Below are 25,257 nucleotides of genomic sequence, written 5' to 3'. Positions count from 1 at the left end.
AGAGAAAAATGAAAAAAAGAAATTTAATTATGGTAATAGTATTAACATTGTCATTGTTTTTAGTTAGTTGTTCAAATAAAAATGAAGGTAAGGATGATGTAACAACAGATAATAACACATCTTCTAATACTTTAATTGTTGGATTTGATGCGAATTTCCCACCAATGGGTTTTAAGGAAACAGATGGTAGCTATACCGGATTTGATTTAGAATTAGCTAAGTTAGTAGCTGACAAATTAGAAATGGAGTTAGTACTACAACCTATTGATTGGGCTTCTAAGGATGCAGAATTAGATAGTGGAAATATAAATGTAATTTGGAATGGATTTACTAAAACAGGAAGAGAAGAAAAATATACTTTTTCTGAACCATATATGGAAAATAGACAACTTATAGTCGTAAATGAAGATTCAGAATTTAATGAATTAGAGGATTTAAAAGGTAAAAACCTTGAATTACAAGATAGATCAACAGCTGAATACGCTTTAGAAGATTCAGCAGAATTTAAAGAAAGCCTTGGTGAAGTTATAAAAGTTCCTGATAATTTAACGGCTTTAAACGATTTAGAACAAGGTTCAACAGATGCAGTTTTAATGGACGAAGTAGTGGCCAAATACAATATTAATAAAGGAAGAAAGTTTAGAGTTTTAGAAGAATCTTTAAAAGACGAAGAATATGCAATTGCTTTTAAATTAGGAAATGAAGAATTAAGAGATAAAGTTGACAAAGTAGTTAAAGAATTAGCCTCAGAAGGTGTATTAAAAGAATTGTCAATTAAGTGGATAGGCGAAGATAAAACTTTAATTAAATAAATAGAAATAAAAATACAGATATGATAATTATCATATCTGTAAATATTTTAAGTATTAGGTGATATATGTATATATTAAATATTTTTAAAGAACTTTCTAAAGGATTTTCAACAACATTTTTAATATTTTTACTAACATTAATCTTATCAATTCCTCTTGGTATGATAATATATTTTTTAAAACATAGTAAAAACAAGATAATATCTAGTATTACTAAAATTTATATTACTGTTATGAGAGGAACTCCTTTAATGTTACAGCTTATGTTTGTATTTTATGGACCTTTTTATATATTTGGGATGAGGTCACCAGATAGATTTTTTGCTGTAATAGTGGCTTTTGTTTTAAATTATGCAGCTTATTTTGCAGAAATATACAGAGGTGGATTTAAATCAATAGATAAAGGACAATATGAAGCTGCAAATATTTTAGGCTTAACGAAATGGCAAACATATAAAAACATTGTAATACCTCAAGTTTTTAAAAATTCTTTACCTGCAATGACCAATGAAATAATAACTTTAGTAAAGGATACATCTTTAGCTTTTGCAATTTCTGTAACAGAAACCTTTACCTTAGCAAAATCAATAGCTAATAGAGATTCAAATATGCTAGCTTTTCTTGCAGTAGGAATATTTTATTTTGTTTTTAATTATTTAGTAGAAAAAATTATGAATAAAATAGAAAATAGATATAATTATTATAGGTAGGTTATAATATGAAAGTATTAGAAATGAAAAATATTAGGAAGAGCTTTGGTAGTGATGATGTTTTAAAAGATATTTCTTTGTCTGTAAACAAAGGGGAAGTTGTGGCTATTATAGGTTCTTCAGGCTCTGGGAAATCAACTTTAATAAGATGTGCAGTTAATTTGGAAAAAATAGATTTTGGTGAAATAAAATATGATGATTTGATTTTAGCTGAAACAAGAAACGATGAAGTTATATATGCAAAAGCAGAAAATTATAAATTAATTAATAATAAATATGGTATGGTGTTTCAAAACTTTAACCTATTTCCAAATTTAAGTGTATATGAAAATATTTCTTTAGCATTAAAATTAGTACAGAAAAAAGATAAAAAAGAAATTGATAATATTGTAGAAAATTTAATCGAAAAAATGAATTTACAAGGAAAAGAGAAAGCGTACCCATATAGCTTGTCAGGAGGACAAAAACAAAGAGTATCAATTGCAAGAACACTTGCAATGAATCCGGAAATTATTTTTTTTGATGAACCAACTTCTGCCCTAGATCCGGAATTAACTCAAGAGGTGCTAAAAGCAATAAAAGCTTTAGCTAAAGAAAATACCACTATGGTTATAGTAACACATGAAATGGAATTTGCTAAAGAAATTGCTGATAGAGTTATATTTATGGATAATGGGTATATTGTTGAAGAGGGAGCACCTGAAGAAGTTTTGGTTAATCCCAAAAATGAAAGAACAAAGAATTTTTTAAATTTAAAATAGTGAGGTAGTATGAAAGTATATTGTTATCCTAAATGTAGTACATGTAAAAAGGCATTAAAATTTTTAGAAAATAATAATTATAATTTTGAATTGTTAGATATTTCTAAAGAACCCCCTTCTTATAAAGAGCTAGAAGAAATAATAAATAAGAGTGGATTAGATATAAAGAAATTTTTTAATACAAGTGGAAAACTCTATAGAGAGAAAAATGTAAAGGACAAATTGGCGGATATGACACAAGAAGAAAAAATTACTCTTCTTTCTTCTAATGGAATGTTAATTAAAAGACCATTGCTAATTAATGACGATGTAATTTTAGTAGGTTTTAAAGAATCGGAATACAAAGAATTAAAGAAGTGATATCACTTCTTTTTTTATAGTATAATTAATAGTATAATTTTTAATTTTAGGATGATAATATGATAAATGTAATAGAAGCAATAAAAATATTAAAAGATAATATAAAAACACAAACAGAATTTTTAGATGTTAGCCTCTTAAATTCTGAAGGATATGTTTTAGCTAAAGATTTATATTCAGAAATAAATGTTCCGGAATTTCCAAAATCTGCTATGGATGGTTATGCTGTAAATTATAAGGATTTGGAGAATACAAGAAAATTTAAAGTAATAGATGAAATATATGCCGGTCAATTTAAAGATATAGAGTATAAACCAAATACAGCTATTAGAGTAATGACTGGGAGTTTTATTCCAAAAGGCTATAATTGCGTTGTTAAACAAGAAGATACAGATTATGGAGTAGAATATGTAAGTATTAATAAAAAAGAAAAAGAATACTCGAATTATTGCCATATTGGTGAAGATATAAAGAAGGGAGACCTTATATTAAAGGCCGGAACAATTATTAGTACAATTCATTTAGGTGTTTTTGCTAGTTTAGGGCTAAATATGATAAAGGTTGTAAAGCCACTTTCGGTTTCTTTAATTTCTACAGGTAGTGAATTATTATATCCTGGAGAAAAACTTGAAAATGGTAAAATATACTGTAGTACTTTATTTACAATAAATTCATATTTAAAAAAATTTAATATTAAAGTTAATAATATTAAAATTGTAAAAGACAATCTTTTTGATATTTCAGAAAGTGTTGAGAAAGCCTCTCAAGAATCGGATATAATAATAACAACCGGAGGAGTATCAGTAGGAAAATATGATTTAATTCCAGAATTATATAATAAAATCTCAAATAATATTTTGTTTAAAAAAGTTGCTATGAAACCAGGCACTCCTGTTTCAGCTGCTTTAATAAATGATTCTATTATAATAAGTCTTTCAGGAAATCCCTTTGCAGCCTTAGCCAATTTTCAAGTACTATTTTGGCCAATTGCATCTAAATATTATAATTCTGAGGAGTTTAATAATATTGAACATGAAAAAATTGTAAAAAAGGGTTATTTAAAACCTAGTAAATTACAAAGGTATGTAAGAGCAAGGTACTATAATGAATATGTTGAATTAGAAGATATCCATTCATCATCAGTAATTTCCAATTTATTAAATTGTAATTGCTTAATAGTACAAAAGCCAGATACAGAAATTAAAGAAGGAGATAAAGTAAAAGTTATTTACTTACCATAATATGAATATTGGAATAGGAATTTTAGCCGGTGGGAAAAGTTCTCGAATGGGAGAAAACAAATCAGAGTTAATTTATAAAGGAAATACTTTTTTAGAAAATTTAATTCATTTATTTAAAGGTTATGATATTATTGTTTCTTCTAATGATAAAGATTTTAAAAAAATAGATAAAGTAAGATATACTGAAGATTTATATAAAAACATAGGTCCAATTAGTGGGATTTTAGAAATATTGAAGGCAAGTAAATATGAATATAATTTTATAACCGGAGTAGATATGCAAAATATAAACTTGGATTTTGTTAATTATCTTAAATCCTATATTTCTAGCGACTACTATATTTTTTCTGTTAAATCAAATAATAATATACATCCTATTGGAGCAATTTATTCAAAAAAAATGGTTCCAACTTTAGAAAAATATATTCATGATGAAAATTATAAATTAAAAGAACTTCTAAAAGAACCTTTTAGTAAAATAATAGATTTAAAATATAGTATATTTAATGATAATATATTGTATAATGTTAATACTAAAGAAGAATACTATAAACTAATTAATAACAATATAATTTCTATTTGTGGTAGAAAAAACTCTGGAAAAACTACTTTCATTGAAAAACTAATCTATATACTAAAAGAAAAAGGATATAAAGTATGTGCTATTAAACATGATGGCCACGATTTTAATATAGATAATAAAACCGATACCGGTAAATTTTTTAATGCAGGTGCAGATAGTGTGGCTATTTTTTCAAATAGAAAATATATGATGATTGAAAACAAGAAAATAAATATTGAATTTTTACTTAACAGACTAAAGGAGTTTGATTTAATTGTTATTGAGGGTTTAAAAGATAGTGACTTTGATAAATATGAAATAGTTCGCTTTAAAAACTCCACAGAAATAATTACAAGAAAACCTTTAAAGGGAATTGTTACCGATATTGAAGATTTTTCAAATAAATATGAAAATGTATTTAAATTGTCGGATATAGATAACTTTGCAAATTATATAATTGAACACTATATTAGTCCTAAACAATTAGTTTAGGGCAATTTTATTTGGTATAATTTAGTTGGTGATTAAATGGACAGGTTTTTTGAAATATTAAAGGATGAAAATCCTCAGTTAATTCTTACAATCTATGACTCTTTAGAAAAATTAGAAAAGAGTTTTAACATGGCTCAAACTTATGATTTAGACTTAAAAAATCATAAGGAAATTAAAGAGTTTTATGATAGTATTATTAATATTAAATCGTTAATACCCATTGAGGGAATACAACTTTCATTGGAAATATTATCTAATGAAAAGGTATTTTCTAAATCTGTAAATTTATTTCATGATTTTTCCTATACCAAACCAAAATCCTATTCGATTTATAGGGGAAAAAATATTGAGGTCTCATCTTTTAAAGAATTATATGAGCAAATTTTATTTTATTTATTTAAAATTGATCAAAGTAAACTATATTCACTTATAAATAAAACTAAGTACAATGGTAGAACAAGACCATATTTTGATAAAGAACCTAAAAATATGATTAATCCAATAAAAATCTCACATAATTTATATGCTGAAACTCATTTTAGTTCAAATAGATTTAGGGATATGTTAATTAAAATTTTCAACTTATATAATATAGATATTAATAATTTAAGAATATATATAAAGCAAGATAAAAAAGATAAATATGGTTATTATAAATAGGAGGACTATGAAATTTTTACACAGTGGAGATTTTCATATAGCATCTAGTTTTGAATACTCTTCTTTCCCAAAAGAACTGGCCATTGAAAGAAGAAATGACATATGGCGAAGTGTTGATAATCTCATTGATATAGTTAATAATAAAAAAGTGGATATACTACTGCTTTCAGGTGATTTATATAATGAAGAATACGTGACTTTATCAGATTTAAAAAGATTAAATGATCTTTTTAGAAAAATACCATCTACGAATATATTTATTATATTTGGAAATCATGATCCTTATAGAAATACTTCAAAATGGAAACTAATTGATTTACCAAGTAATGTATATTTGTTTAGAGAGGATAAAATAACTAAATTTGAATTTGAGGAATATGATGTTTATGGTATTAGCTACATAGACAATATTTTAAATAGGGATAATATTTTTGAAAATATAACTTTAAATAAATCTAAAAAAAACTTTTTACTTATTCATACAGATATAGTTAATACAAATTTTAAATATCAACCAGTTGATATTAATGAATTAAAGAGCATCGGTTTTGATTATATTGCTTTAGGACATTTACATAAACCAGGTGCAATTGCTGAAAACATTGTATATCCTGGTTCAATAGAACCTTTAAGTTTTAAAGAACAGGGTTTACATGGTGCTGTTTTAGGGGAATTTAAAGAAAAAGAACTTTTAATTGAATTTTTAGATATTTCTCAATCTGTTTTTAGTGAAGTAGAATATAAAATAAATGGAGAATTTAATTTTTATGAATTAAAGGATTTACTTTTAAATGATTGGATTTATCCTGATAAAAAAAATTATATTAGAATAAATTTAATTGGAAATTTACCTGAAGAATATGATATTGACATAGATGCTATTGAAAATGAACTAAAGGATCATGTAAAATATTTAGAAATTATAAATAAACTCGATAATAATCTAGATTTAGATAAGCTTCAAAAATTAAATGAAAACAATATAATAGGTGTTTTTATAAAGAATATGTCAGAATATGATATGGATGATTCTATAAATGTAGAAGCTTTAAATTTAGGTTTAAAAGCTCTTTTAAAGGAAGATAAATGAAAATAATTGAATTAAATATAATAAATTTTGGACAGTTTAAAAATAAAAATATTGTATTTAAAAATAATTTTACAATTCTACAAGGTAAAAATGAATCCGGGAAAACAACTGTAGTAAAATTTATTGAAGGTATGTTTTATGGATTTGTTAAACCTCATTTAAAAACTTTAAGATTTACAGATGATTACTACAAATATAAACCTTGGACTAGTGAAAAATATGAAGGTAGTATTATTTTTATTTATAAGTCAAAAAAATATAGATTATATAGAGATTTTATTAATAAGATCTATAAAATCTTTGATGAAAAAACAGGATTAGATATAACAAGGGAATTTGAAGAATATGAAGAAAGCAACTTAAGTTTTCCGGGAGAATATTTCTTTAAATGCAGTAGTGATATTTTTATAAATACAATATTAGTTGGTCAAGATAATATAGAAATTTCTTCTAATTCAACAAAATATATTTCAGAAAAAATAGCCGATACATTTAGTGAAAATAATGAAGTATTTTCTGTTGTAAAGGGGCTAAATAAATTAAATACATTTAAAAATAATATAGGAACTGAAAAATCTTTAAAAAAACCATATGGAATATTAAAAAGTAGGGAAAAGGAATTAAATGAAGAAATTATAAGTATAAAGAATAAAAAAAATCAATATGACGATTATTTATTTGAGTTGGATAAAAAAATCAAAGAGTTTAAAAAACTACGAAATGATATAGATTTATATAATAAATTAGAAGAATATAATAGACAACAAAAATTACTAAAAGTAGTAGAACAGAAAAAAAGTTTAGAAAAAGAGATTTCAGATTTAAAAAAACAATTAGAAGAATATAATAGATTAAAACTAATGGCAAATGACGATATTGAAAAATCTGAAGAAATTCTAGAAGAAATAAAATATATTCAACGTGAATTCAATGAATTATCAAAGGATAAAAAATATATTTATACTGAGTATAAAGAAATTGAAGATAAAATTATTTATGAAGATAAAAAAGCCTTTTATAAAAACGAATTAAACAAATTATCGAAAAATAAGAAAAATGTATTTTACCTTGTACTAGCTTCAGGACTTTTTTCGTTTTTAACTTTGATTTTCTTATTTATATCTAATTTCCAAAATATACTTGTTTTTATATTATTTTTCTTTTTAATAATATTTGGAATTTCTATTGGTATAATACTTTTTTTAAATAATAAAGAAATTAATATTATTGAGGAAATTAATAATAATTTCAATATAAAGCTAAATAAAAAAAACATTTTAAATTCAGATGTTTTAGAAACCGATAAATATATTTATGAAAAATTTGAAAAAATTAAAAAAGAATTAGATGAAAAAGATAGGGATATAGAAATTCTTTTAAATGATGAAGATTTTAAAAACGAAGAATTAAAAGAAATATCTATTAGAATAAGAAACAAAACTGGATTTGATTTAAGTAATCATTTAAAAAATAGAAATACCTTCATTGAGTTAGAAAAGGATTTAAACAATAAAATTAAAGAGCTAGGTACAATTAATAACAATTATGACACTAGATCCTTAAACAATATTATAAAATATGAAAAAGGATTTGAAAATATAAAACATTTTAATCTTAATAATGCAAAAAGCAATTCTGATTTTTTAATTAAAGAAATTGCATCTTTAGAAGAAAAGAAAAATTTTCTAGAAAATGATGTAAAAAGATTACCTGAATTAATTGAAGAATTAAGTCAAACAGAAGATGAAATTAGACAAACAAACGACTATTTAAAGTCTTTGGATATCGCTATTAAAGAAATTGAAAAAGCTCATAATGAAATTAAAACAAATTATTTACCTCGTATGGTAAGCTTTTTAAAAAATTATTTTGATTTAATCTCCGATTATAATATGACAATTAAAATCGATGAAGATTTAAATATAAATTTTAGTAATGATAAAATCGGTGAATTTAAAGATGTGAATTCTTTAAGTAGGGGAACTATGGATCAATTATATTTAGGTTTAAGGATAGCCTTGTCAAATGAAATCTTCAATGAGGAGGAATTTATAATTTTTGACGATGCTTTTAATAATTTTGATGATTATAGACTACTAAAAACTTTAAAATATTTAAAGAATATTAGTGAGAATAGACAAATTATTATTTTTACTTGTCAAGAAAGAGAAAAAAATTTATTAAATAATCTTCTTGAAAAAGAGGTTATTTATTTATAGGAGAAATATGATATATAGCATTTCAGATTTACATTTAGATTATACCGGTAATAAAACTATGGAATTATTTGGTGAAAATTGGGATAATTATGAAAATAGAATATTTCAAAATTGGAAAGAAGTAGTTAAAGATAATGATATAGTTTTAATAGCAGGTGATATTTCTTGGGCAATGACTATTAACGAAGCCTATAATGATTTAATTAGAATAGAGAATCTTCCTGGAAAAAAAGTGTTAATTAAGGGAAATCATGACTATTGGTGGAGTTCATTAAAAAAAATTAATGATTTGAATTTAAATAATATGTTTTTTTTACAAAACAACTCCTATGATTTTAATGGAATTTCTATTGTTGGAACTAGAGGATGGGAAGATTGTAATGAGGATTCGGATGAGTTTAATGTTTTTAAAAGAGAATTATTAAGACTTGAAATGAGTATAAAAACAGCAAAGACATGTAATAAAAAAATTGCAATGTTACATTATCCTCCATTTGATAAAAAAGGCATTCCTAATGACTTCCATTCAATATTAAAAAAATATAATATTGAAATTTGCATATATGGACATTTGCATGGTCCAGGACTAAGTAATATAATTGAGGGTACAGTAGATGGAATAAAGTATTTTTGTACTTCTAGTGACTACTTAAATTTTATTCCTAAATTAATATATTAACTTATTTTTAATATATAAAATTTAATAAGGAGACTAAAAACATGAAAATAATATACACAAAAAACTATGATGAAATGAGTAAAAAAGCTTGTGAATTAGTTGTAAAGCAAATTAATGAGAAAAAGAATTCCATACTAGGTTTAGCAACCGGCTCTACTCCGTTAGGACTATATGAAAAGTTAATAAAAGAGTATAAGAATGGATTAGATTTTTCTGAAATTTCAACATATAATTTAGACGAATACATTGGCTTAAGTGAAGATAATGACCAATCCTATAATTATTTTATGAATGAAAATTTATTTAAACATATTAATGTAAATAAGGAAAATATAAATATTCCTAGTGGTATAAATAATCCTGAAAAAGAAATTGATGACTATGAAAATAAAATAAGAGATATTGGTGGTGTTGATTTACAAATTCTTGGTTTAGGTTCAAATGGCCATATTGCTTTTAATGAGCCAAGTGAAGAACTTAATGCAAAAACAAGTATAGTAGAATTAACTGAAAGTACAATTAAAGCCAATTCAAGATTTTTTGAAAAGGAATCAGACGTTCCAACAAAGGCAATTTCTATGGGGATTGGAACAATATTTACTGCAAAAAAAATTATTATATTAATTAGTGGTAAAAATAAAGAACAAGCAACTGACTATTTGCTTAATAGTAATAAAATAAGTACCAATTGGCCGGTTTCCTTATTACAATTACATCAAGATACTACTGTTATAATCGATGAAAGTTCAGTTGGAGTAAAATAGTGGAGAGGGAATTAGAGTTTAAATTATTAGGACTTGACTTTAATTACTATGAAGAATTGTTAAAAGAAAAAGGTGCAACTTTAATTGCACATGAATTTCAAACAAATACTGTTATTGATTCAACAAATTTTCCATTAATTGATGAAGATTGTTATTTAAGAATTAGGGAAACTAAAAATCTATTAAATAACTTGTCAAAAAATGAGCTTACCTTTAAGAAGAAAATTAGAAATCAATATGCTAGAGAAAACTTAGAATATACTATTGAATTTGATAATAAAGAAAATTTAATTGAAATATTGAAAAATTTAAAATTAGACAAATATATTGTTGGAACAAAGGAAAGAACTTCATATAAATATAAAAATTTAAGAATTGATTTTGATATATGGGATAAGGATACTTATCCTTACCCCTATATTGAAATAGAAGCAAATACAAATGAAGAATTATATGAATTATTAAATGAACTAAATATAGATAAAAAACATATTTCTCTTAAATCAATAACACAATTACAAGAAGAATTAAGAAGATAGCTAAAAGCTCTCTTTTTTTTATTTTATTACTTTGCTATAATAAATATAATTGACATAAGGTAGGAGATGCTATGAGAGAGTTTGCTAAAAATTTAAAAAGAGTAGTAATAAAAGTTGGATCGTCCTCAATTACCCATGAAAATGGTGATATAAACTTAAGAAAGATATTTGATTTATGTTGGCAATTAAGTGATGCTAAAAATCATGGATATGAAGTTGTATTGGTATCATCAGGAGCAATTGCTGCTGGTTCTAAGAGATTGAACTTAAAAGATCGTCCTAATACAACTGCACTTAAACAAGCTGCTTCAGCAGTAGGACAAGTTGCACTAATGAACACCTATAATAGGATTCTAGGCGAATTTAGCTATCATGGTGCTCAAATTCTATTGACTAAACATATTGAAACAGATGAGTTAATGCTTACAAATGCTAAAAATGCTTTTAAAGAACTTTTTAATCTAAATGTTATTCCAATAATAAATGAAAATGATACTATTTCAACCTTTGAAATTAAATTTGGAGATAACGATACTTTATCTGCAATAGTATCTAGAATTATAGATGCGGACTTATTGGTTCTTTTATCTGATATTGACGGATTATACACTTGTGACCCTAGAGAAAATAGTGATGCAGAATTAATTAAAAATGTAGATACTATTACAGAAGAAATAAAAAGTTGTGCTCAAGGAACTAATTCTAAAGTTGGAACAGGTGGAATGGTTACAAAAATTAGTGCAGCAAATTTGTGTATGGAAAAAGGGATAGATGTAGTTTTAGCAAATGGAAAAGATATGAAAATAATCAAGGATATCCTTGAAGGAAAAGAAATAGGAACATATTTTAGGAGTAAAAAAAATGATTAATGAAATTGGTAGAAAATCAAAAGAATCTTCTTTTGATTTAAGTCTATTATCGACAATAGATAAAAATAATATTATAAATAAAATTTCCGATAATTTAATAAAATATGAGGAAGATATTATAAGTGCAAACAAAATCGATATAGAAAATGGAAGAAAAAATGGACTAAGTGAAGGTTTAATAGATAGGCTTTTACTAAATAAGGAACGTATTTTAGGAATGGTTGACTCTGCAAATAAGGTTAGGGATTTAAAAGATCCTATAGGAGCTATTAACCATATGGAAGTGTTGCCTAATGGACTTCAAATTGGTAAAAAAAGAATTCCAATGGGAGTAATAGGTATAATTTATGAATCAAGACCAAATGTAACATTAGAATGTAGTATTTTATGTTTAAAATCATCAAATAGCTTAATTCTTAGAGGTGGTAAAGAGGCAATTGAATCAAATAAAGCTATAGTGAAAATAATAAGAGAATCTATTAAAGAATTGGGTTTTAATGAAAATTTTGTTCAATTAATTGAAGATACTACAAGAGAAAGTGCTAATGCATTGATGAAATTAGATAAATGTGTAGATTTATTAATACCAAGAGGAAGTGCAGGACTAATAAAATCCGTTGTACAAAATTCTACAGTTCCTGTTTTAAAAACAGGAGATGGAAATTGTCATGTATATGTAGATGAGTATGCAGATATTGATATGGCAATAGATATTATTGAAAATGCTAAAACTCAAAGAATAAGCGTTTGTAATGCTATGGAATCACTTCTTGTGCATAAAAACGTAAGCGATGATTTTTATTCAAAATTAAAAAAGATTATTGATAAATACAGTATTACAGTATATGGAGATGAAATATCTAAATTTAAATTAGGAGATATTGAAGATGCTACTGATGAGGAATATGCAAGGGAATATTTAGATTATGCATTTTCTTTGAAGGTAGTTGATTCCATAGACGAAGCAATTTTGCATATAAGAAAATTTAGTACAAATCATTCTGAAGTTATAGTAACAAAAGATTATGATAATAGTAATAAATTTTTGAATTTAGTAGACAGTGCTTGTGTATATGTAAATGCATCAAGTAGATTTACAGATGGTTTTGAATTTGGTTTAGGTGCTGAAATGGGTATTTCAACACAAAAATTACACGCAAGAGGACCTGTTGGTCTTGAAGAACTAACATCAGAAAAATATATTATATTAGGAAATGGACAGGTTAGGTAGAAGATATTTTCTATCTGGATATTTAGGAGAAATGGATGTATAAATTATTAGCATTAGATTTGGACGGCACAACCTTAACAAGTAAACATATTATTGATTCAGAAACAAAAAAACATATAAAATTTTTAATAAATAAAGGAATAAAAGTTACTATTATATCAGGTAGAGAACCTAAATCCATAGTTTCTTTATCTGACCAAATTGGATTAAATGGATTAGTTGGTTCAATGAATGGAGCTATTATTACTACTTCCGATGGTGTTGATCATATTATGAATTTAACCTTACCAGAAGAACATGTAAAATACTCTATTGATTTGTCAAAGAGAATGAACTTTAATTCAATACTCTTTATAGAAAATGATTCCTTTATTGCTTCTAAGAAAAATGAATTTGGAAAAATTATAGATAAATTTACAGATTATCCAGCTACAGAAGTAGGAGATTTAGATAAATTTTTAAAAGAAAACAATTTGTATAATAAAGTAAATAAAGTTGCAATTACAGATGAATATGAAAATTTATTAAAATTCAAATCGGTATACGAAAAAAATAATAACTCCTCAAAATTATTTTTTTCCCTACCATTTTTCTTAGAAATAAATAGAAATGATATATCTAAAGGAAGAGCTTTAGAATATATTGCAGATTCTTATAATATTAATCGAGAAGAAATAGTTGCAATTGGTGATGGTGAAAATGATATAGAAATGATACAATATGCAGGAAAGGGTGTAGCCATGAAAAACGCCATGACAGGATTAAAGGATGTTGCTGACGAAATTACCGATTCTAATGACAATCATGGAGTAGTTAAAATTATAAAAAAATACTTTTTATAATTTGACATTTTTTTTTATAAATGGTATTGTATTTAAGGAAAAAAATTAAACAAATATTAATTTAAATGTCTGAGGAGGAAAGTAATGCTTAAAGGTAGGAATTTAATTGAAATTAATGATTTTACAAATTCTGAGATTATGGATATTATGTTATTAGCTCAAGACATTATAAAGAGTCCTGAGAATTTTTCTAATTTATGTAATGGAAAAATTCTAGGGACTCTTTTTTTTGAGCCATCAACAAGAACAAGATTAAGTTTTGAATCTGCAATACACAGATTAGGAGGGGATTGTATAGGATTTTCTGAAAGTCAATCTTCTTCAACAGCAAAGGGAGAAAGTCTAGCTGACACTATAAGAACTGTCGGCAGTTATGTTGACATAATTGCAATGAGACATCCTAAGGAAGGATCTTCTACATTAGCAAAGGATTATACATCTGTACCATTAATAAATGCAGGAGATGGGGGACATCAACATCCAACGCAAACTCTAACAGATATGTTAACTATTTTAGAAAGTAAAAAAACTTTTGAGAATTTAACAATAGGTTTATGTGGTGATTTGATGTTTGGTAGAACTGTACATTCTTTAGTTAAAGCCATGTCCCAACATAAAGGCAATAGATTTGTTTTTATTTCTCCTGAAGAATTAAAAATTCCTGAATATATTAAAATAAATTTAAAAAACAATAATATTGAATTTATTGAAGAGGAAAGATTGGGAAATATTATTCATGAATTAGATATTTTATACATGACAAGGGTTCAAAGGGAAAGATTTTTTAATGAAGAGGACTATATTAGATTAAAGGATAGTTATATTCTTGATAATAAAAAATTAAAAAAAGCAAAAGAAGATTTAGCAATTCTACATCCATTGCCAAGAGTTAATGAAATAAGTGTAGAAGTTGACTCTGATAAAAGAGCATTATATTTTGAACAAGTTAAATATGGTGTAATTGTAAGAATGGCTCTTATTTTAAAGTTACTAGGGGTGAAATAATGTTAAATATAAATAGTATAAACAAAGGAATCGTAATTGATCATATAAAACCTGGTCATGGACATCTTATATTTGAAATGTTAGGATTAGACAAAGCAGATTACTCTGTTGCATTAATTATGAATGCATCTTCAAAGAAATTTGGCAAAAAAGATATGATTAAAATTGAAAATGTTATAGATATAGACTTGACTGCTCTTGCTATTATAGATATAGACTTAACTGTAAATATTATAGAAGATCAAAAAATAGTTGAAAAAATTAATATGACTTTGCCAGAATATATTGAAAATGTTATAAAATGCAAAAATCCAAGATGTATTTCCACTAGTGAAAGAAATATTGTTCATAAATTTGCTTTAGTCGATAGAGAAAATTCATTATACAAATGTGAATATTGTGATCAAATATATGACATGGAGGGATAAAATGATAATTGATAAATTATATGATTCTGTAAAAGACAAGGGATTTGTTTGTGTAGGACTTGATACTAGTTTAGATTACATACCTGAAAATATAAAAAACAAATCAAGTAATGTTGCTGATATAGTTTTTGAATTTAATAAACAAATAATAGATTGTACAAATGATATTACAGGTATATTTAAAGTTCAAATAGCCTATTATGAAGCAATGGGATTAGAAGGCTTAAAAGCTTATTCAAAAACATTAAAATATTTAAAAGAAAAAAATGCCCTTTCTATTGGAGATGTTAAAAGAGGAGATATTGCCGCTACAGCAAAGGAATATGCAAAGGCTCATTTTAGTGGTGATTTTGAAGTAGATTTTATAACATTAAATCCTTATATGGGATATGATAGTATTACTCCATATTTTGATTATTTTAAATCTGGAGAAAAAGGAGCTTTTGTGCTTTTAAGAACTTCAAATCCTGGAGCAAAAGATATTGAATATTTGGAATATAAGAACGAACCCTTATATTATGAAATTGGTGAAAATATTTATAAAATGGCTGATGAATTTATTGGTGAATGTGGTTATAGTTCCTTAGGTTTTGTAGTAGGTGGAACCTACAGTGAAGAAGCTACTGAAATAAGAGAAAGATTTAAAAAGTCATTTTTCTTAATACCTGGCTATGGTGCTCAAGGTGGTAAAGCAGAGGACATAAGATTATATTTAGATGATTTTAATGGAGGTGTTGTTAATTCTTCTAGAGGTATAATTACTGCTTATAAAAAACATGAAGATGGAGAAAATAAATTCCAAGAATATACTAGACAAGCAGTTGAAAATATGAGGAATGATATTTATGGAAAAAAATAACTATGTTAGTGGAAAAATTATAAAAAATGAACAAATAGATAATGATATATTTTTGATTGAATTAGAAGGGAGTTTCAAAGGAGAACCTGGTCAATTTTACATGGTTAGAGGATGGGATGAGTATCCTCTTTTACCAAGACCATTGAGTATTTTTGACTTAGAAAATAATAAAATTTCCTTTTTATATCAAGTAGTAGGTAAAGGAACAGGAATATTATCTAACTTGAAAAAAGGAGCAAAAGTTGAAATTTTAGGGCCTTTAGGTAATGGGTTTCCAATTGTTAATAATCAAAAGGTTGCTTTAGTATCAGGAGGAATAGGTCTTGCTCCTATGAAGTATCTTGCTAGAAAATTAGATTGTAAAGTAGATTTATTTGCAGGATTTAGAACTTCCAGTTATTTAATGGATGAAATGAGTAATTTTGTAGATAATATTGTAATTACAACAAATGATGGTAATGAAGGAAAAAAAGGATTTGTAACTGATTATATAGAAGATAAATACGATGTAATTTATGCTTGTGGACCAAATCCTATGATGAATTCCTTGAAAAAATTAAATTTAAAAGCTAAATCCTATTATTCTTTAGAAGCTCATATGGCTTGTGGCATTGGAGCTTGCCTAGGATGTGCTATAAACACTACAAAAGGAATTCAAAGAGTTTGTCATGAAGGACCGGTTTTTGATGGTAGTGAGGTGATATTTGATGTTGAAAGTTAATATTTGTGGAGTGGAATTTAATAATCCAGTAATAGCAGCCTCAGGAACTTTTGGTTTTGGTAGAGAATTTGAACCTTATGTAGATTTAAATAAAATTGGTGGTATTTCAACCAAAGGTTTAACCTACTATAAAAAAGACGGTAATGAGGGAAGAAGAATTCATGAAACAGCATCAGGTATAATGAATAGTATAGGACTACAAAATCCTTCAGTATCTGAGTTTATAAAAAATGATTTGGATTTTATGAAACAATTTGATGCAAAAATAATTGCTAATATTGGTGGCTCACAAGTTGAGGACTATTTAAAAAGCATAGAATTAATAGAAGAAACAGATATAGAAATTATTGAATTAAATATTTCATGTCCAAATGTAAAAGAAGGTGGAATGGCCTTTGGAATTAAATGTGATATTGCCTTTGATATTGTAAAAAAAGTTAGAGAAAAAACAAATAAGGTTTTAATGGTTAAATTATCTCCTAATGCAGAAAATATTAAAGAAATGGCTATTTCTTGTGTTGAAGCCGGTGCCGATAGTCTATCACTTGTAAACACATTTAATGCATTAGCTATTGATATATATAAAAGAAAACCAATATTTAAGAATGTTACTGCCGGTTTGTCTGGACCAGCAATTAAACCAATTGCTTTAAGGATGGTTAAAGAAGTACATGACGTTGTTGATGTTCCAATAGTAGGAATGGGTGGCATAATGGACTGGCAAGATGCTATTGAATTTATTATGGCCGGTTCTACAGCTGTGCAAGTTGGTACTGCAAACTTTATCCAACCAAATATTATGGAAGATATTATAGATGGTATAGAAAGATTTATGATAAAGGAAAATATTAAAGATTTAAGTGAAATAACAGGAATAATATAGGAGGAAATTATGGAAAATAGAATTGTAGAGCTTTTAAAAGAAAGTGATGCTTTATTAACAGGACATTTTTTACTTTCATCTGGTAAACATAGTGATAAATATGTACAATGTGCTAAATTATTACAATACCCTGAAAAAGCTGAAGAGGTTTGTCAAGTATTAAAAGAAAAATTAAAGGATGAAAAAATAGATATTGTTGTAGGACCTGCCATGGGTGGAATTATAATTGCCTATGAACTTGGTAGAGCATTAGGAGTTCCTGCAATTTTTACTGAGCGTGAAAATAATGAAATGACTTTACGTAGAGGTTTCGAAATAAAAGAAGGACAAAATGTACTAGTTGTTGAAGATGTGGTAACAACAGGAAAAAGCTCGTTAGAAACTATAAAAGTAATTGAAGATTATGGTGGAAAAGTAGTAGGTATAGCTTCTTTAGTTGATAGAACAGGTGGAAAGGATATAGGAACAAAGTTATTTTCTGCAGTTGCTTTAGAAATTAACACCTATGATAAAGAAAATTGTCCATTATGTGAAAAGAATATTGAACTAGTAAAACCTGGTAGTAGAAAAAAATTCTAAATTAAAATATAATAAAAGGTAGGCATATATTTATTATGTCTACTTTTTTTATATACAAAATTTAAGGATATTTGTATGATAACTAATTAAATTTAAGACTAAATATTATGCTAGATATGAGTATTGTATACTTTAATATGTTATAATAATTTAGGGGATTATATGAATAAAATTAAATCAAAAAACAAAACTAATAAAAAGAAATTTAAAATAAATATTTTTTCGCTAATTTTTCTTTTTATATTATTAATATTGATTAAAAATATTTATGTTAAATTTGTTAAAAATAATACTATTATTCTAGATTCTCCAGTAATATATGAGGAAAAAATTAATACAAATGCAATTATTTTAAAAGATGAACATATATATGCCTATGATGAAAATATAAATCTAAATGCAAAAAGTACTTCAAGAATATCTGTCGACACATCTTTAGGTTCAATTAATGATTTTACAAATAAATTTGGTCTAAATATAGACATTATAAATAATGAATTAGAAAAACTAAAAGAAAAAAACAAAAATCAAGAAACACTTCCTATTGAAGATATTGTCGAGAGTATTCATGATTATAACTATTCAAAAATAGGAGAGTTACCGATAGATAATTACGAAGATCATGAAATTGAATATAAAAAATATCTGGAAAGTCAAAATAATATTTATAAGTCTGTCTTAGAGTCAAATGGTCAAAAAATTAAATCTAAAAATGCAGGTGTTCTTTTTACCGAAGTTGATGGATATGAGGATATATTTAACATATATAGAATGGATTTAAATCTATTGGATTTAGACATTGAAAACTTAGATCTTGATAAAGAATCTCATAAAAATGGGTTAAAAATCGTTAATAACAATTATTTTGGTATGATTTTTACAGTAAATAGCAAAGATGTGAAAAAATCTTATGAAGTTGGTGGAGATATTACCATTAAAATTAACGATACATATATTACTGGTACTGTAAAGGATATTAAATTAAATAATAAAATATTTACAATAGCAGCTTATTTTGATACAAATTTTGATTCTATTAGTGATAATAGATTTTATAATATAGATATAGTAAATTTTTCCACAAAATCATATAAAATTCCAGAAAAATCTTTAACAACAAATAAAGACACAGTGGGAGTTTATATAAAAAAACCTAGCGGGGTAGTTGTTTTTAGACCTGTGGAAGTTATAACAATAAAGGATAAAACAGCGATTGTAAATTATGGTAATAAAGGATTAATTAAAATTAATGGTAAGGAAATGGAAACTATAAATCCTTATGATGAAATAATTAAAAATCCTAAAAAAGTAAAATTAGGAGAATTGTTAGAATAGGTGATAAAATGAGTATAAGCAGTAATTTAAACGAAATTAAAAATAATATTGAAAATATAAAATCTGAACTTTCTATTGAAAGAGATATAACTCTTATTGCTGTTTCAAAAACAGTAGATTCAAATAGAGTTCTAGAAGCATATAATAGTGGTCAATTGGAATTTGGTGAAAACAAGGTACAAGAGTTAATAAAAAAGTATGAAGAATTAAATAATTCTGATATAATCTTTCATATGATTGGTCATTTACAAACAAATAAGGTAAAATATTTAGTTAACAAAGTGAAATTAATTCAATCATTAGATAGATTGTCCTTGTTAAAAGAATTAGAAAAAAGAGGTAAAAACAATAATTATGTTTTTAATTGTTTAATCGAGTTAAATTTAGCAAAAGAAGAGAGTAAAACAGGATTACATGAAGAAGATTTACCAGAACTAATTGAAAAAATCGAGGAATGTAATTATGTTAAAGTTAAAGGACTAATGACAGTTGCACCTTATTTTGAAGATTTAGAAAAAGTAAGAGTTTATTTTAAGAAACTTAAAGATATTTATGAAAATTTAGCTAGTAAAAAGTTTAAAAATATTACAATGGAATACTTATCAATGGGAATGAGTCATGATTATAAAGTTGCTATTGAAGAAGGCTCAAATATGATTCGTATTGGTACTAGTATTTTTGGAGAAAGAAATTATGATTAATGGAGGAAAATATGGGAGTTTTTGATAAATTTAAGAATTTAATTGGTTTAGATGATAATTATGAAGATGATTACTACAATGATGATTACTATGAAGATGATTACTATGATGAAGGGCCTTCTGTAAATAAAAATAGTAGTTCAAATAATTATTATAGCGAAAACGATAATGAATCATCTAGCAATAAATTTAAAAAGAGCAATGTTGTAAGTATTAAGGATAATTATGTATCTGATAGAGTAAAGATTCTTATTCATGAACCTATAAAATTTGATGATGCTCCATTGGTTTTAGATGATATAATTTCTAAAAATATAGTTGTTCTAAACCTAGAAATGTTAGATGTTGATACTAAAAGAAAAACCTTTGATTTTGTAAGCGGTGGTATTTATTCAATTAATGGTAAAATGCAAAAAGTTACTAAAGATATTTTTGTAATAGCACCAAAAGAACTTGAAATAGATGGGAAAATCAAAGATCAAATACAAAGTAAAGGATACTATCAATTATAATTTATAGAGATGAACATGGAATATTCAAAAATACTAAATCATATACAAGATATTGAAACTAAACAGACTATCAAAAAATTTATTGATAGTCTATTTGTTGTAGAAAAAAAGGGAGGCACCTATTGCTCTGATTTTCTTACACCTAATGAAATAAATTATTGTATAAGTAGTATTAATACCTATTCAAATCTTGATTATATGGTTATTCCTAACCTTAATATATGTGAAAGAAATTGCATACTTGTAAGTTCTTATATAGATTCATTGAATATATATGAATACATAAATATAATAAGTGCTCCCGTAATAGATAATATAAATCATAGAGATGTACTAGGATCGCTTCTAGCGTTAGGTGTAAATAGAAGTAAGATAGGTGATATTTTATTTACAGATAAAAAAATGGCTATAGTTCTAAGAAGTTCTTTAACAAACTATATTCTACAAAATTTATTGTCAATTTCAAAATATAATGTCAGCTTTTCTCTTGACAACGAATTTTCTTTTAATAATTTAATTGAAAATACTAAAAAATATTTTGCAATTGTTTCTTCTCTTAGATTGGATTTAATAATTTCTGAAATTATAAATTATCCACGAAATAAAACTAGCAGTTTGTTAAATTCAGGAAAAATAAAAGTTAATTATGAGGAGATTAAAAAATCACATTACGAGTTAAATGAAGGGGATATTATTTCCATAAAAGGATTTGGAAGATTTAAATTTTTGAAAGTTTTAGGTGTTACTAAAAAAAATAAATATAAAATAGAGTATATAAAATATGAGTAGGAGAATTATGTTATCTGGAATATTAATAGCTTTAGCTTTGATTATAGATCAATTTACAAAATACAAAGCTTTAGGTTTAAAAAACAATTCTATTGAATTAATTGGAAAAAAACTTCAATTAGTCTATGTAGAAAATAGAGGAGCAGCTTTTGGATTTTTCCAAAATAAAAAAATAATTTTATTAGCTGTTACTATAATAATAATTTTAGCATTAGTTGTTACCTTAATAAAAAATTATAGTAAATTCAGCTTAATTTCATTAATTAGTTTATCCTTAATAATAGGTGGAGCGATTGGAAATTTAATAGATAGGATTTTCAGAGGGTATGTAATAGATTTTATATCATATACTTTTTTTAATGGCTATGAATTTCCTGTATTTAATTTTGCAGATATTTTTGTAGTTTCAGGATGTATCTTATTAATTATTGCTATTATTTTTACAAAGGATTTTGAGGGAGTATAATGGTTAATTTAGGTAATAGTTGGGATTTGTTATTAAAAGATGAATTTAAAAAAGAATATTATTTAAATCTTAGAGAAATATTAAAGAAAGAGTATATGAATTTTAAAATTTATCCTTCTATGGATTTAATTTTTGACGCATTAAAAAAAGTGGATTATAAGGATGTTAAAGTTGTTATATTAGGACAAGATCCCTATCATGGTCCAAATCAAGCTCATGGTCATAGTTTTTCAGTATTACCTGGAGTTAGAAAACCGCCTTCAGTACAAAATATTTTTGTAGAATTAAAGGATGATTTAGGTTGTTATATTCCAAATAATGGATATCTTATGAAATGGGTAAATCAAGGAGTGTTATTACTAAATACTTCCTTAACAGTTAGGGCAGGAGCTGCTAATTCACATAAAGATTTAGGCTGGCAGATTTTAACTGATAAAATAATTAAAATTCTTGGAGAACGTGAAAAACCATTAGTTTTTATTCTTTGGGGAAGAAATGCAATTAATAAAGAAAAGCTTATAGAAAACAAGGATCATTTAATTTTAAAATCTGTTCATCCTTCACCTTTATCAGCATATAGAGGTTTTTTTGGTAGTAAACCCTTTTCTAAATGTAATAATTTTCTACTACAAAACAATATTGAACCAATAGATTGGCAGATTGAAAATATATGAATGAATTTGAAATAAAAGTAGATTCTTCTGAAGAGGTGCGAATAGACAAATATTTAACAAGTTACTTTAAAGATTATTCTAGAAGTTTTATAAAAAATCTATTTTCAGATAATTCTATTTTGTTAAATAATAAAATAGCAAAGCCCAGCACGAAGGTAGTTTTTGGTGATATTATTTTAGTTTCAATTCCAGAAAAAAAAGATATAAGTATAAAGCCGGAGAATATATTCTTAGATGTAGTTTATGAAGATGAGTACCTAGCTATTATTAATAAACCGGTAAATATGATAGTACACCCAACTGAATCAATTACAGAAGGGACTTTAGTCAATGCTATTATGTATCGATTTGAAAAACTATCAGATTTAGACTTACCATTTAGACCTGGTATTGTACATAGACTTGACAAAGACACTACTGGACTCATTATAATTGCTAAAGACAATAATATACACTTGCTTTTGCAAAAAATGTTTAAGGATAGAAGAGTAAAGAAAACCTATTTAGCAATTGTTCATGGAAGAATTCAAGACTCCTTAGTTTTAAATTTTCCTATTGGAAGACATATAAAGGATAGAAAAAAAATGTCAGTAAGAAAAGATATTGGTAAAGAAGCTGTTACTAGAATTTTTCCAATATTATCTAATGAAAATTATAGTTTACTAAAAATCAATATAGATACTGGCAGAACTCATCAAATTAGAGTTCATCTTAAATATATACACCATTGTATAGTAGGAGATAAAATTTATGGACAAAAAAATGAAAAAGTAAATTTTAACTCTCAATTACTTCACGCTTATAAATTGGAATTTAATCATCCTGTAACTGGTGACAAACTTACTGTTTCGGCAGAACCAGACGATACATTTAAATCTGCAGTAAAAAAATTATTTTAATTTTACAAAAGCTATATATAGTTTTACTCAATACTATATATGGCTTTTTATATTACAAAAAATATTTTCTCATAATATAAAAATTCCTTCATTATACTTTTATTTCACCATATTCATCTTTTTTGTTATTATATAATAGTAAAAGGAGGTTTTTATGTTTGATATTTTAATAATTGGAGCAGGTGTAGTCGGTGCTAATATAGCTAGAGAACTTTCAAAATATAAATTAAACATTGGTATTATTGAAAAAGAACCTGATGTTTGCATGGGATCAAGTAAAGCGAATTCTGCTATTGTCCATGGAGGTTACGCCGAAGAACACACAAAGTTAAAAGGAAGAATTTGTTTCAAAGGTAGAAAGAAATTTGAACAATTAAATAAAGAATTAAATTTCGGATATTTGAAAACAGGATCTTTAGTACTGTCTGAATCAGAAGATGATTTAGACAATTTGAAAAATTTAGAAGAAAATGGAATTAAAAACGGTTTAAATGATATAAAAATAATTGACTCTAATGAAATTAAAAAAATGGAAACTAATATAAATGAAAATTTCAAATATGCACTTTTTTGTGAAGGAGCGGGTATTTGTTCTCCTTTTGAATTTACAATTGCATTAATAGAAAATGCTATTGACAATGGTGTTAAGTTGTTTTTAAATGAAGAAGTAAAAAAGATTGAAAACAATAACGACTATTTTGAAGTAATTACAACAAATAAGAGCTTTAGAAGTAAAATTATTATAAATTGTGCAGGATTAGGTGCTGAAAAAATCGCTAATATGGTAAATGATTTTTCATTTAATTTAAAGTTTAGATCAGGACAATACTTTGTTTTTGATAAAAGTGAAGGGGGTAAAATCAATTCTGTTCTTTTTCAAATGCCTACTAAGTTAGGAAAAGGAATTTTAGTTTCAAAAACAGTGTACGGAAATTTAATAATAGGACCAGATGCTTTAGATGAAAATACTGCAAATCTTAATACAGATTCGCAGCGACTAGTAGAGATTTACAAAAAATCTCTACTAGTTACAGACAAAATAAACATTAATAAAATAATTAGAACCTTTTCTGGAGTTAGAGCAGTTTCTAATAATGATGATTTTATTATTGAAGAAAGTGCTATTAAAAATTTTATTAACGTGGCAGGCATTCAATCTCCAGGACTAACTTCATCTCCTGCTATAGCAGAGTATATAGTAGATATTTTAAAAAACAAGGGTTTTACATTAGAAGAAAACCAATCCTTCAATCCGTATAGAAAGGGTTATGGAAATTATAATCATAATAAGAGTAATAAAGACAACTTAATATGTATTTGTGAAGAAAAAACAGAAGAGGAAATAATGGAATGTTTTAATAGACCTATTCCTATTAATACTATTGATGCTATTAAACGTAGAGTTAGGGCAGGTATGGGTATGTGTCAAGGAAGACGTTGCAAACCTAAAATTAAAGAAATATTAGAAAATAAGAATATTAATCTAGACTATAGAACAGATATAGAAATAAAAGATGTCGATAGAGTGGATAGATTTAAATTAATAAAAGATTTAAAGGAAAATATTTAACTGAT

At 25.5% G+C, this 25,257-nt stretch carries 29 protein-coding genes; all 29 read left to right on the top strand.

The genetic code is table 11. The features are described from left to right. Window positions 1-8: 8 nt before the first annotated feature. Complete coding sequence (locus JFY71_RS10585; protein ID WP_243660755.1) at window positions 9-812, top strand: amino acid ABC transporter substrate-binding protein; 804 nt, start codon at window positions 9-11, stop codon at window positions 810-812. A 65-nt stretch (window positions 813-877) separates the two neighbouring features. Next, the gene (locus tag JFY71_RS10580; RefSeq protein WP_243660754.1) at window positions 878-1,522 is read left to right on the top strand and encodes an amino acid ABC transporter permease; all 645 of its coding nucleotides are present in this window, start codon (window positions 878-880) and stop codon (window positions 1,520-1,522) included. 8 nt (window positions 1,523-1,530) lie between these two features. Continuing rightward, window positions 1,531-2,283 (top strand): amino acid ABC transporter ATP-binding protein, encoded by a 753-nt coding sequence (locus JFY71_RS10575; RefSeq protein WP_243660753.1) that lies wholly within the window; start codon window positions 1,531-1,533, stop codon window positions 2,281-2,283. A gap of 9 nt (window positions 2,284-2,292) precedes the next feature. Next, the gene (locus JFY71_RS10570; protein WP_243660752.1) at window positions 2,293-2,643 is read left to right on the top strand and encodes an arsenate reductase family protein; all 351 of its coding nucleotides are present in this window, start codon (window positions 2,293-2,295) and stop codon (window positions 2,641-2,643) included. A gap of 59 nt (window positions 2,644-2,702) precedes the next feature. After that, window positions 2,703-3,884 carry a molybdopterin molybdotransferase MoeA gene (locus JFY71_RS10565; RefSeq protein ID WP_243660751.1) on the top strand — a complete coding sequence of 394 codons (1,182 nt, stop codon included), beginning with the start codon at window positions 2,703-2,705 and terminating at the stop codon, window positions 3,882-3,884. A gap of 1 nt (window position 3,885) precedes the next feature. Continuing rightward, window positions 3,886-4,938 (top strand): molybdopterin-guanine dinucleotide biosynthesis protein B, encoded by a 1,053-nt coding sequence (gene mobB / locus JFY71_RS10560; RefSeq protein ID WP_263457734.1) that lies wholly within the window; start codon window positions 3,886-3,888, stop codon window positions 4,936-4,938. Window positions 4,939-4,974: 36 nt separating this feature from the next. Beyond that, window positions 4,975-5,598: a hypothetical protein gene (locus JFY71_RS10555; protein WP_243660749.1), complete on the top strand. Its 624-nt coding sequence runs from the start codon at window positions 4,975-4,977 to the stop codon at window positions 5,596-5,598. Between the two features lie 7 nt (window positions 5,599-5,605). Then, window positions 5,606-6,688 (top strand): metallophosphoesterase family protein, encoded by a 1,083-nt coding sequence (locus tag JFY71_RS10550; RefSeq protein WP_243660748.1) that lies wholly within the window; start codon window positions 5,606-5,608, stop codon window positions 6,686-6,688. After that, window positions 6,685-8,907, top strand: a complete 2,223-nt coding sequence (locus tag JFY71_RS10545) for an ATP-binding protein (RefSeq protein ID WP_243660747.1) — start codon at window positions 6,685-6,687, stop codon at window positions 8,905-8,907. Before JFY71_RS10550 ends, JFY71_RS10545 begins: the two co-directional genes overlap by 4 nt. Window positions 8,908-8,914: 7 nt before the next feature. After that, complete coding sequence (locus JFY71_RS10540) at window positions 8,915-9,586, top strand: metallophosphoesterase (RefSeq protein WP_243660746.1); 672 nt, start codon at window positions 8,915-8,917, stop codon at window positions 9,584-9,586. Between the two features lie 41 nt (window positions 9,587-9,627). Then, window positions 9,628-10,350 (top strand): glucosamine-6-phosphate deaminase, encoded by a 723-nt coding sequence (nagB, locus tag JFY71_RS10535; protein WP_243660745.1) that lies wholly within the window; start codon window positions 9,628-9,630, stop codon window positions 10,348-10,350. After that, the gene (locus JFY71_RS10530) at window positions 10,350-10,889 is read left to right on the top strand and encodes a class IV adenylate cyclase (RefSeq protein WP_243660744.1); all 540 of its coding nucleotides are present in this window, start codon (window positions 10,350-10,352) and stop codon (window positions 10,887-10,889) included. Before nagB ends, JFY71_RS10530 begins: the two co-directional genes overlap by 1 nt. Before the next feature lie 71 nt (window positions 10,890-10,960). Continuing rightward, window positions 10,961-11,758, top strand: a complete 798-nt coding sequence (proB, locus tag JFY71_RS10525) for a glutamate 5-kinase (RefSeq protein WP_243660743.1) — start codon at window positions 10,961-10,963, stop codon at window positions 11,756-11,758. Continuing rightward, window positions 11,751-12,989 carry a glutamate-5-semialdehyde dehydrogenase gene (locus JFY71_RS10520; protein WP_243660742.1) on the top strand — a complete coding sequence of 413 codons (1,239 nt, stop codon included), beginning with the start codon at window positions 11,751-11,753 and terminating at the stop codon, window positions 12,987-12,989. Before proB ends, JFY71_RS10520 begins: the two co-directional genes overlap by 8 nt. A gap of 35 nt (window positions 12,990-13,024) precedes the next feature. Next, complete coding sequence (locus JFY71_RS10515; RefSeq protein ID WP_243660741.1) at window positions 13,025-13,831, top strand: Cof-type HAD-IIB family hydrolase; 807 nt, start codon at window positions 13,025-13,027, stop codon at window positions 13,829-13,831. Between the two features lie 84 nt (window positions 13,832-13,915). After that, window positions 13,916-14,836 (top strand): aspartate carbamoyltransferase, encoded by a 921-nt coding sequence (gene pyrB, locus JFY71_RS10510; RefSeq protein WP_243660740.1) that lies wholly within the window; start codon window positions 13,916-13,918, stop codon window positions 14,834-14,836. Beyond that, window positions 14,836-15,264, top strand: a complete 429-nt coding sequence (locus JFY71_RS10505; RefSeq protein WP_243660739.1) for an aspartate carbamoyltransferase regulatory subunit — start codon at window positions 14,836-14,838, stop codon at window positions 15,262-15,264. Before pyrB ends, JFY71_RS10505 begins: the two co-directional genes overlap by 1 nt. Window position 15,265: 1 nt before the next feature. Continuing rightward, window positions 15,266-16,123 carry an orotidine-5'-phosphate decarboxylase gene (gene pyrF, locus JFY71_RS10500; RefSeq protein ID WP_243660738.1) on the top strand — a complete coding sequence of 286 codons (858 nt, stop codon included), beginning with the start codon at window positions 15,266-15,268 and terminating at the stop codon, window positions 16,121-16,123. Continuing rightward, the gene (locus JFY71_RS10495) at window positions 16,110-16,844 is read left to right on the top strand and encodes a dihydroorotate dehydrogenase electron transfer subunit (protein ID WP_243660737.1); all 735 of its coding nucleotides are present in this window, start codon (window positions 16,110-16,112) and stop codon (window positions 16,842-16,844) included. Before pyrF ends, JFY71_RS10495 begins: the two co-directional genes overlap by 14 nt. Further along, window positions 16,831-17,727: a dihydroorotate dehydrogenase gene (locus JFY71_RS10490; RefSeq protein WP_243660736.1), complete on the top strand. Its 897-nt coding sequence runs from the start codon at window positions 16,831-16,833 to the stop codon at window positions 17,725-17,727. The genes JFY71_RS10495 and JFY71_RS10490 overlap by 14 nt, the downstream gene beginning before the upstream one ends. 9 nt (window positions 17,728-17,736) lie before the next feature. Then, the gene (gene pyrE / locus JFY71_RS10485; protein WP_243660735.1) at window positions 17,737-18,306 is read left to right on the top strand and encodes an orotate phosphoribosyltransferase; all 570 of its coding nucleotides are present in this window, start codon (window positions 17,737-17,739) and stop codon (window positions 18,304-18,306) included. A gap of 162 nt (window positions 18,307-18,468) precedes the next feature. Next, window positions 18,469-19,641 (top strand): biotin/lipoyl attachment domain-containing protein, encoded by a 1,173-nt coding sequence (locus JFY71_RS10480; RefSeq protein WP_243660734.1) that lies wholly within the window; start codon window positions 18,469-18,471, stop codon window positions 19,639-19,641. A gap of 8 nt (window positions 19,642-19,649) precedes the next feature. Then, window positions 19,650-20,342 carry a YggS family pyridoxal phosphate-dependent enzyme gene (locus JFY71_RS10475; RefSeq protein ID WP_243660733.1) on the top strand — a complete coding sequence of 231 codons (693 nt, stop codon included), beginning with the start codon at window positions 19,650-19,652 and terminating at the stop codon, window positions 20,340-20,342. Between the two features lie 11 nt (window positions 20,343-20,353). Further along, window positions 20,354-20,854, top strand: a complete 501-nt coding sequence (locus JFY71_RS10470; RefSeq protein WP_243660732.1) for a cell division protein SepF — start codon at window positions 20,354-20,356, stop codon at window positions 20,852-20,854. 15 nt (window positions 20,855-20,869) lie between these two features. Further along, complete coding sequence (locus JFY71_RS10465) at window positions 20,870-21,643, top strand: YlmH/Sll1252 family protein (RefSeq protein WP_243660731.1); 774 nt, start codon at window positions 20,870-20,872, stop codon at window positions 21,641-21,643. Between the two features lie 7 nt (window positions 21,644-21,650). Next, complete coding sequence (lspA, locus tag JFY71_RS10460; protein WP_243660730.1) at window positions 21,651-22,109, top strand: signal peptidase II; 459 nt, start codon at window positions 21,651-21,653, stop codon at window positions 22,107-22,109. After that, window positions 22,106-22,783, top strand: a complete 678-nt coding sequence (locus JFY71_RS10455) for a uracil-DNA glycosylase (protein ID WP_243662168.1) — start codon at window positions 22,106-22,108, stop codon at window positions 22,781-22,783. Before lspA ends, JFY71_RS10455 begins: the two co-directional genes overlap by 4 nt. Continuing rightward, window positions 22,780-23,682, top strand: coding sequence for an RluA family pseudouridine synthase (locus tag JFY71_RS10450; RefSeq protein WP_243660729.1), 903 nt, complete (start codon window positions 22,780-22,782; stop codon window positions 23,680-23,682). The genes JFY71_RS10455 and JFY71_RS10450 overlap by 4 nt, the downstream gene beginning before the upstream one ends. 154 nt (window positions 23,683-23,836) lie before the next feature. After that, window positions 23,837-25,252 carry an FAD-dependent oxidoreductase gene (locus JFY71_RS10445; protein WP_243660728.1) on the top strand — a complete coding sequence of 472 codons (1,416 nt, stop codon included), beginning with the start codon at window positions 23,837-23,839 and terminating at the stop codon, window positions 25,250-25,252. Window positions 25,253-25,257 lie beyond the last annotated feature (5 nt).

The sequence above is a fragment of the Miniphocaeibacter halophilus genome (assembly GCF_016458825.1).
In the GTDB taxonomy this organism is placed as follows: domain Bacteria; phylum Bacillota; class Clostridia; order Tissierellales; family Peptoniphilaceae; genus Miniphocaeibacter; species Miniphocaeibacter halophilus.
The sequence above is the reverse complement of the archived record's forward strand: the minus strand, read 5'-3'. Positions and strand labels throughout refer to the sequence as shown.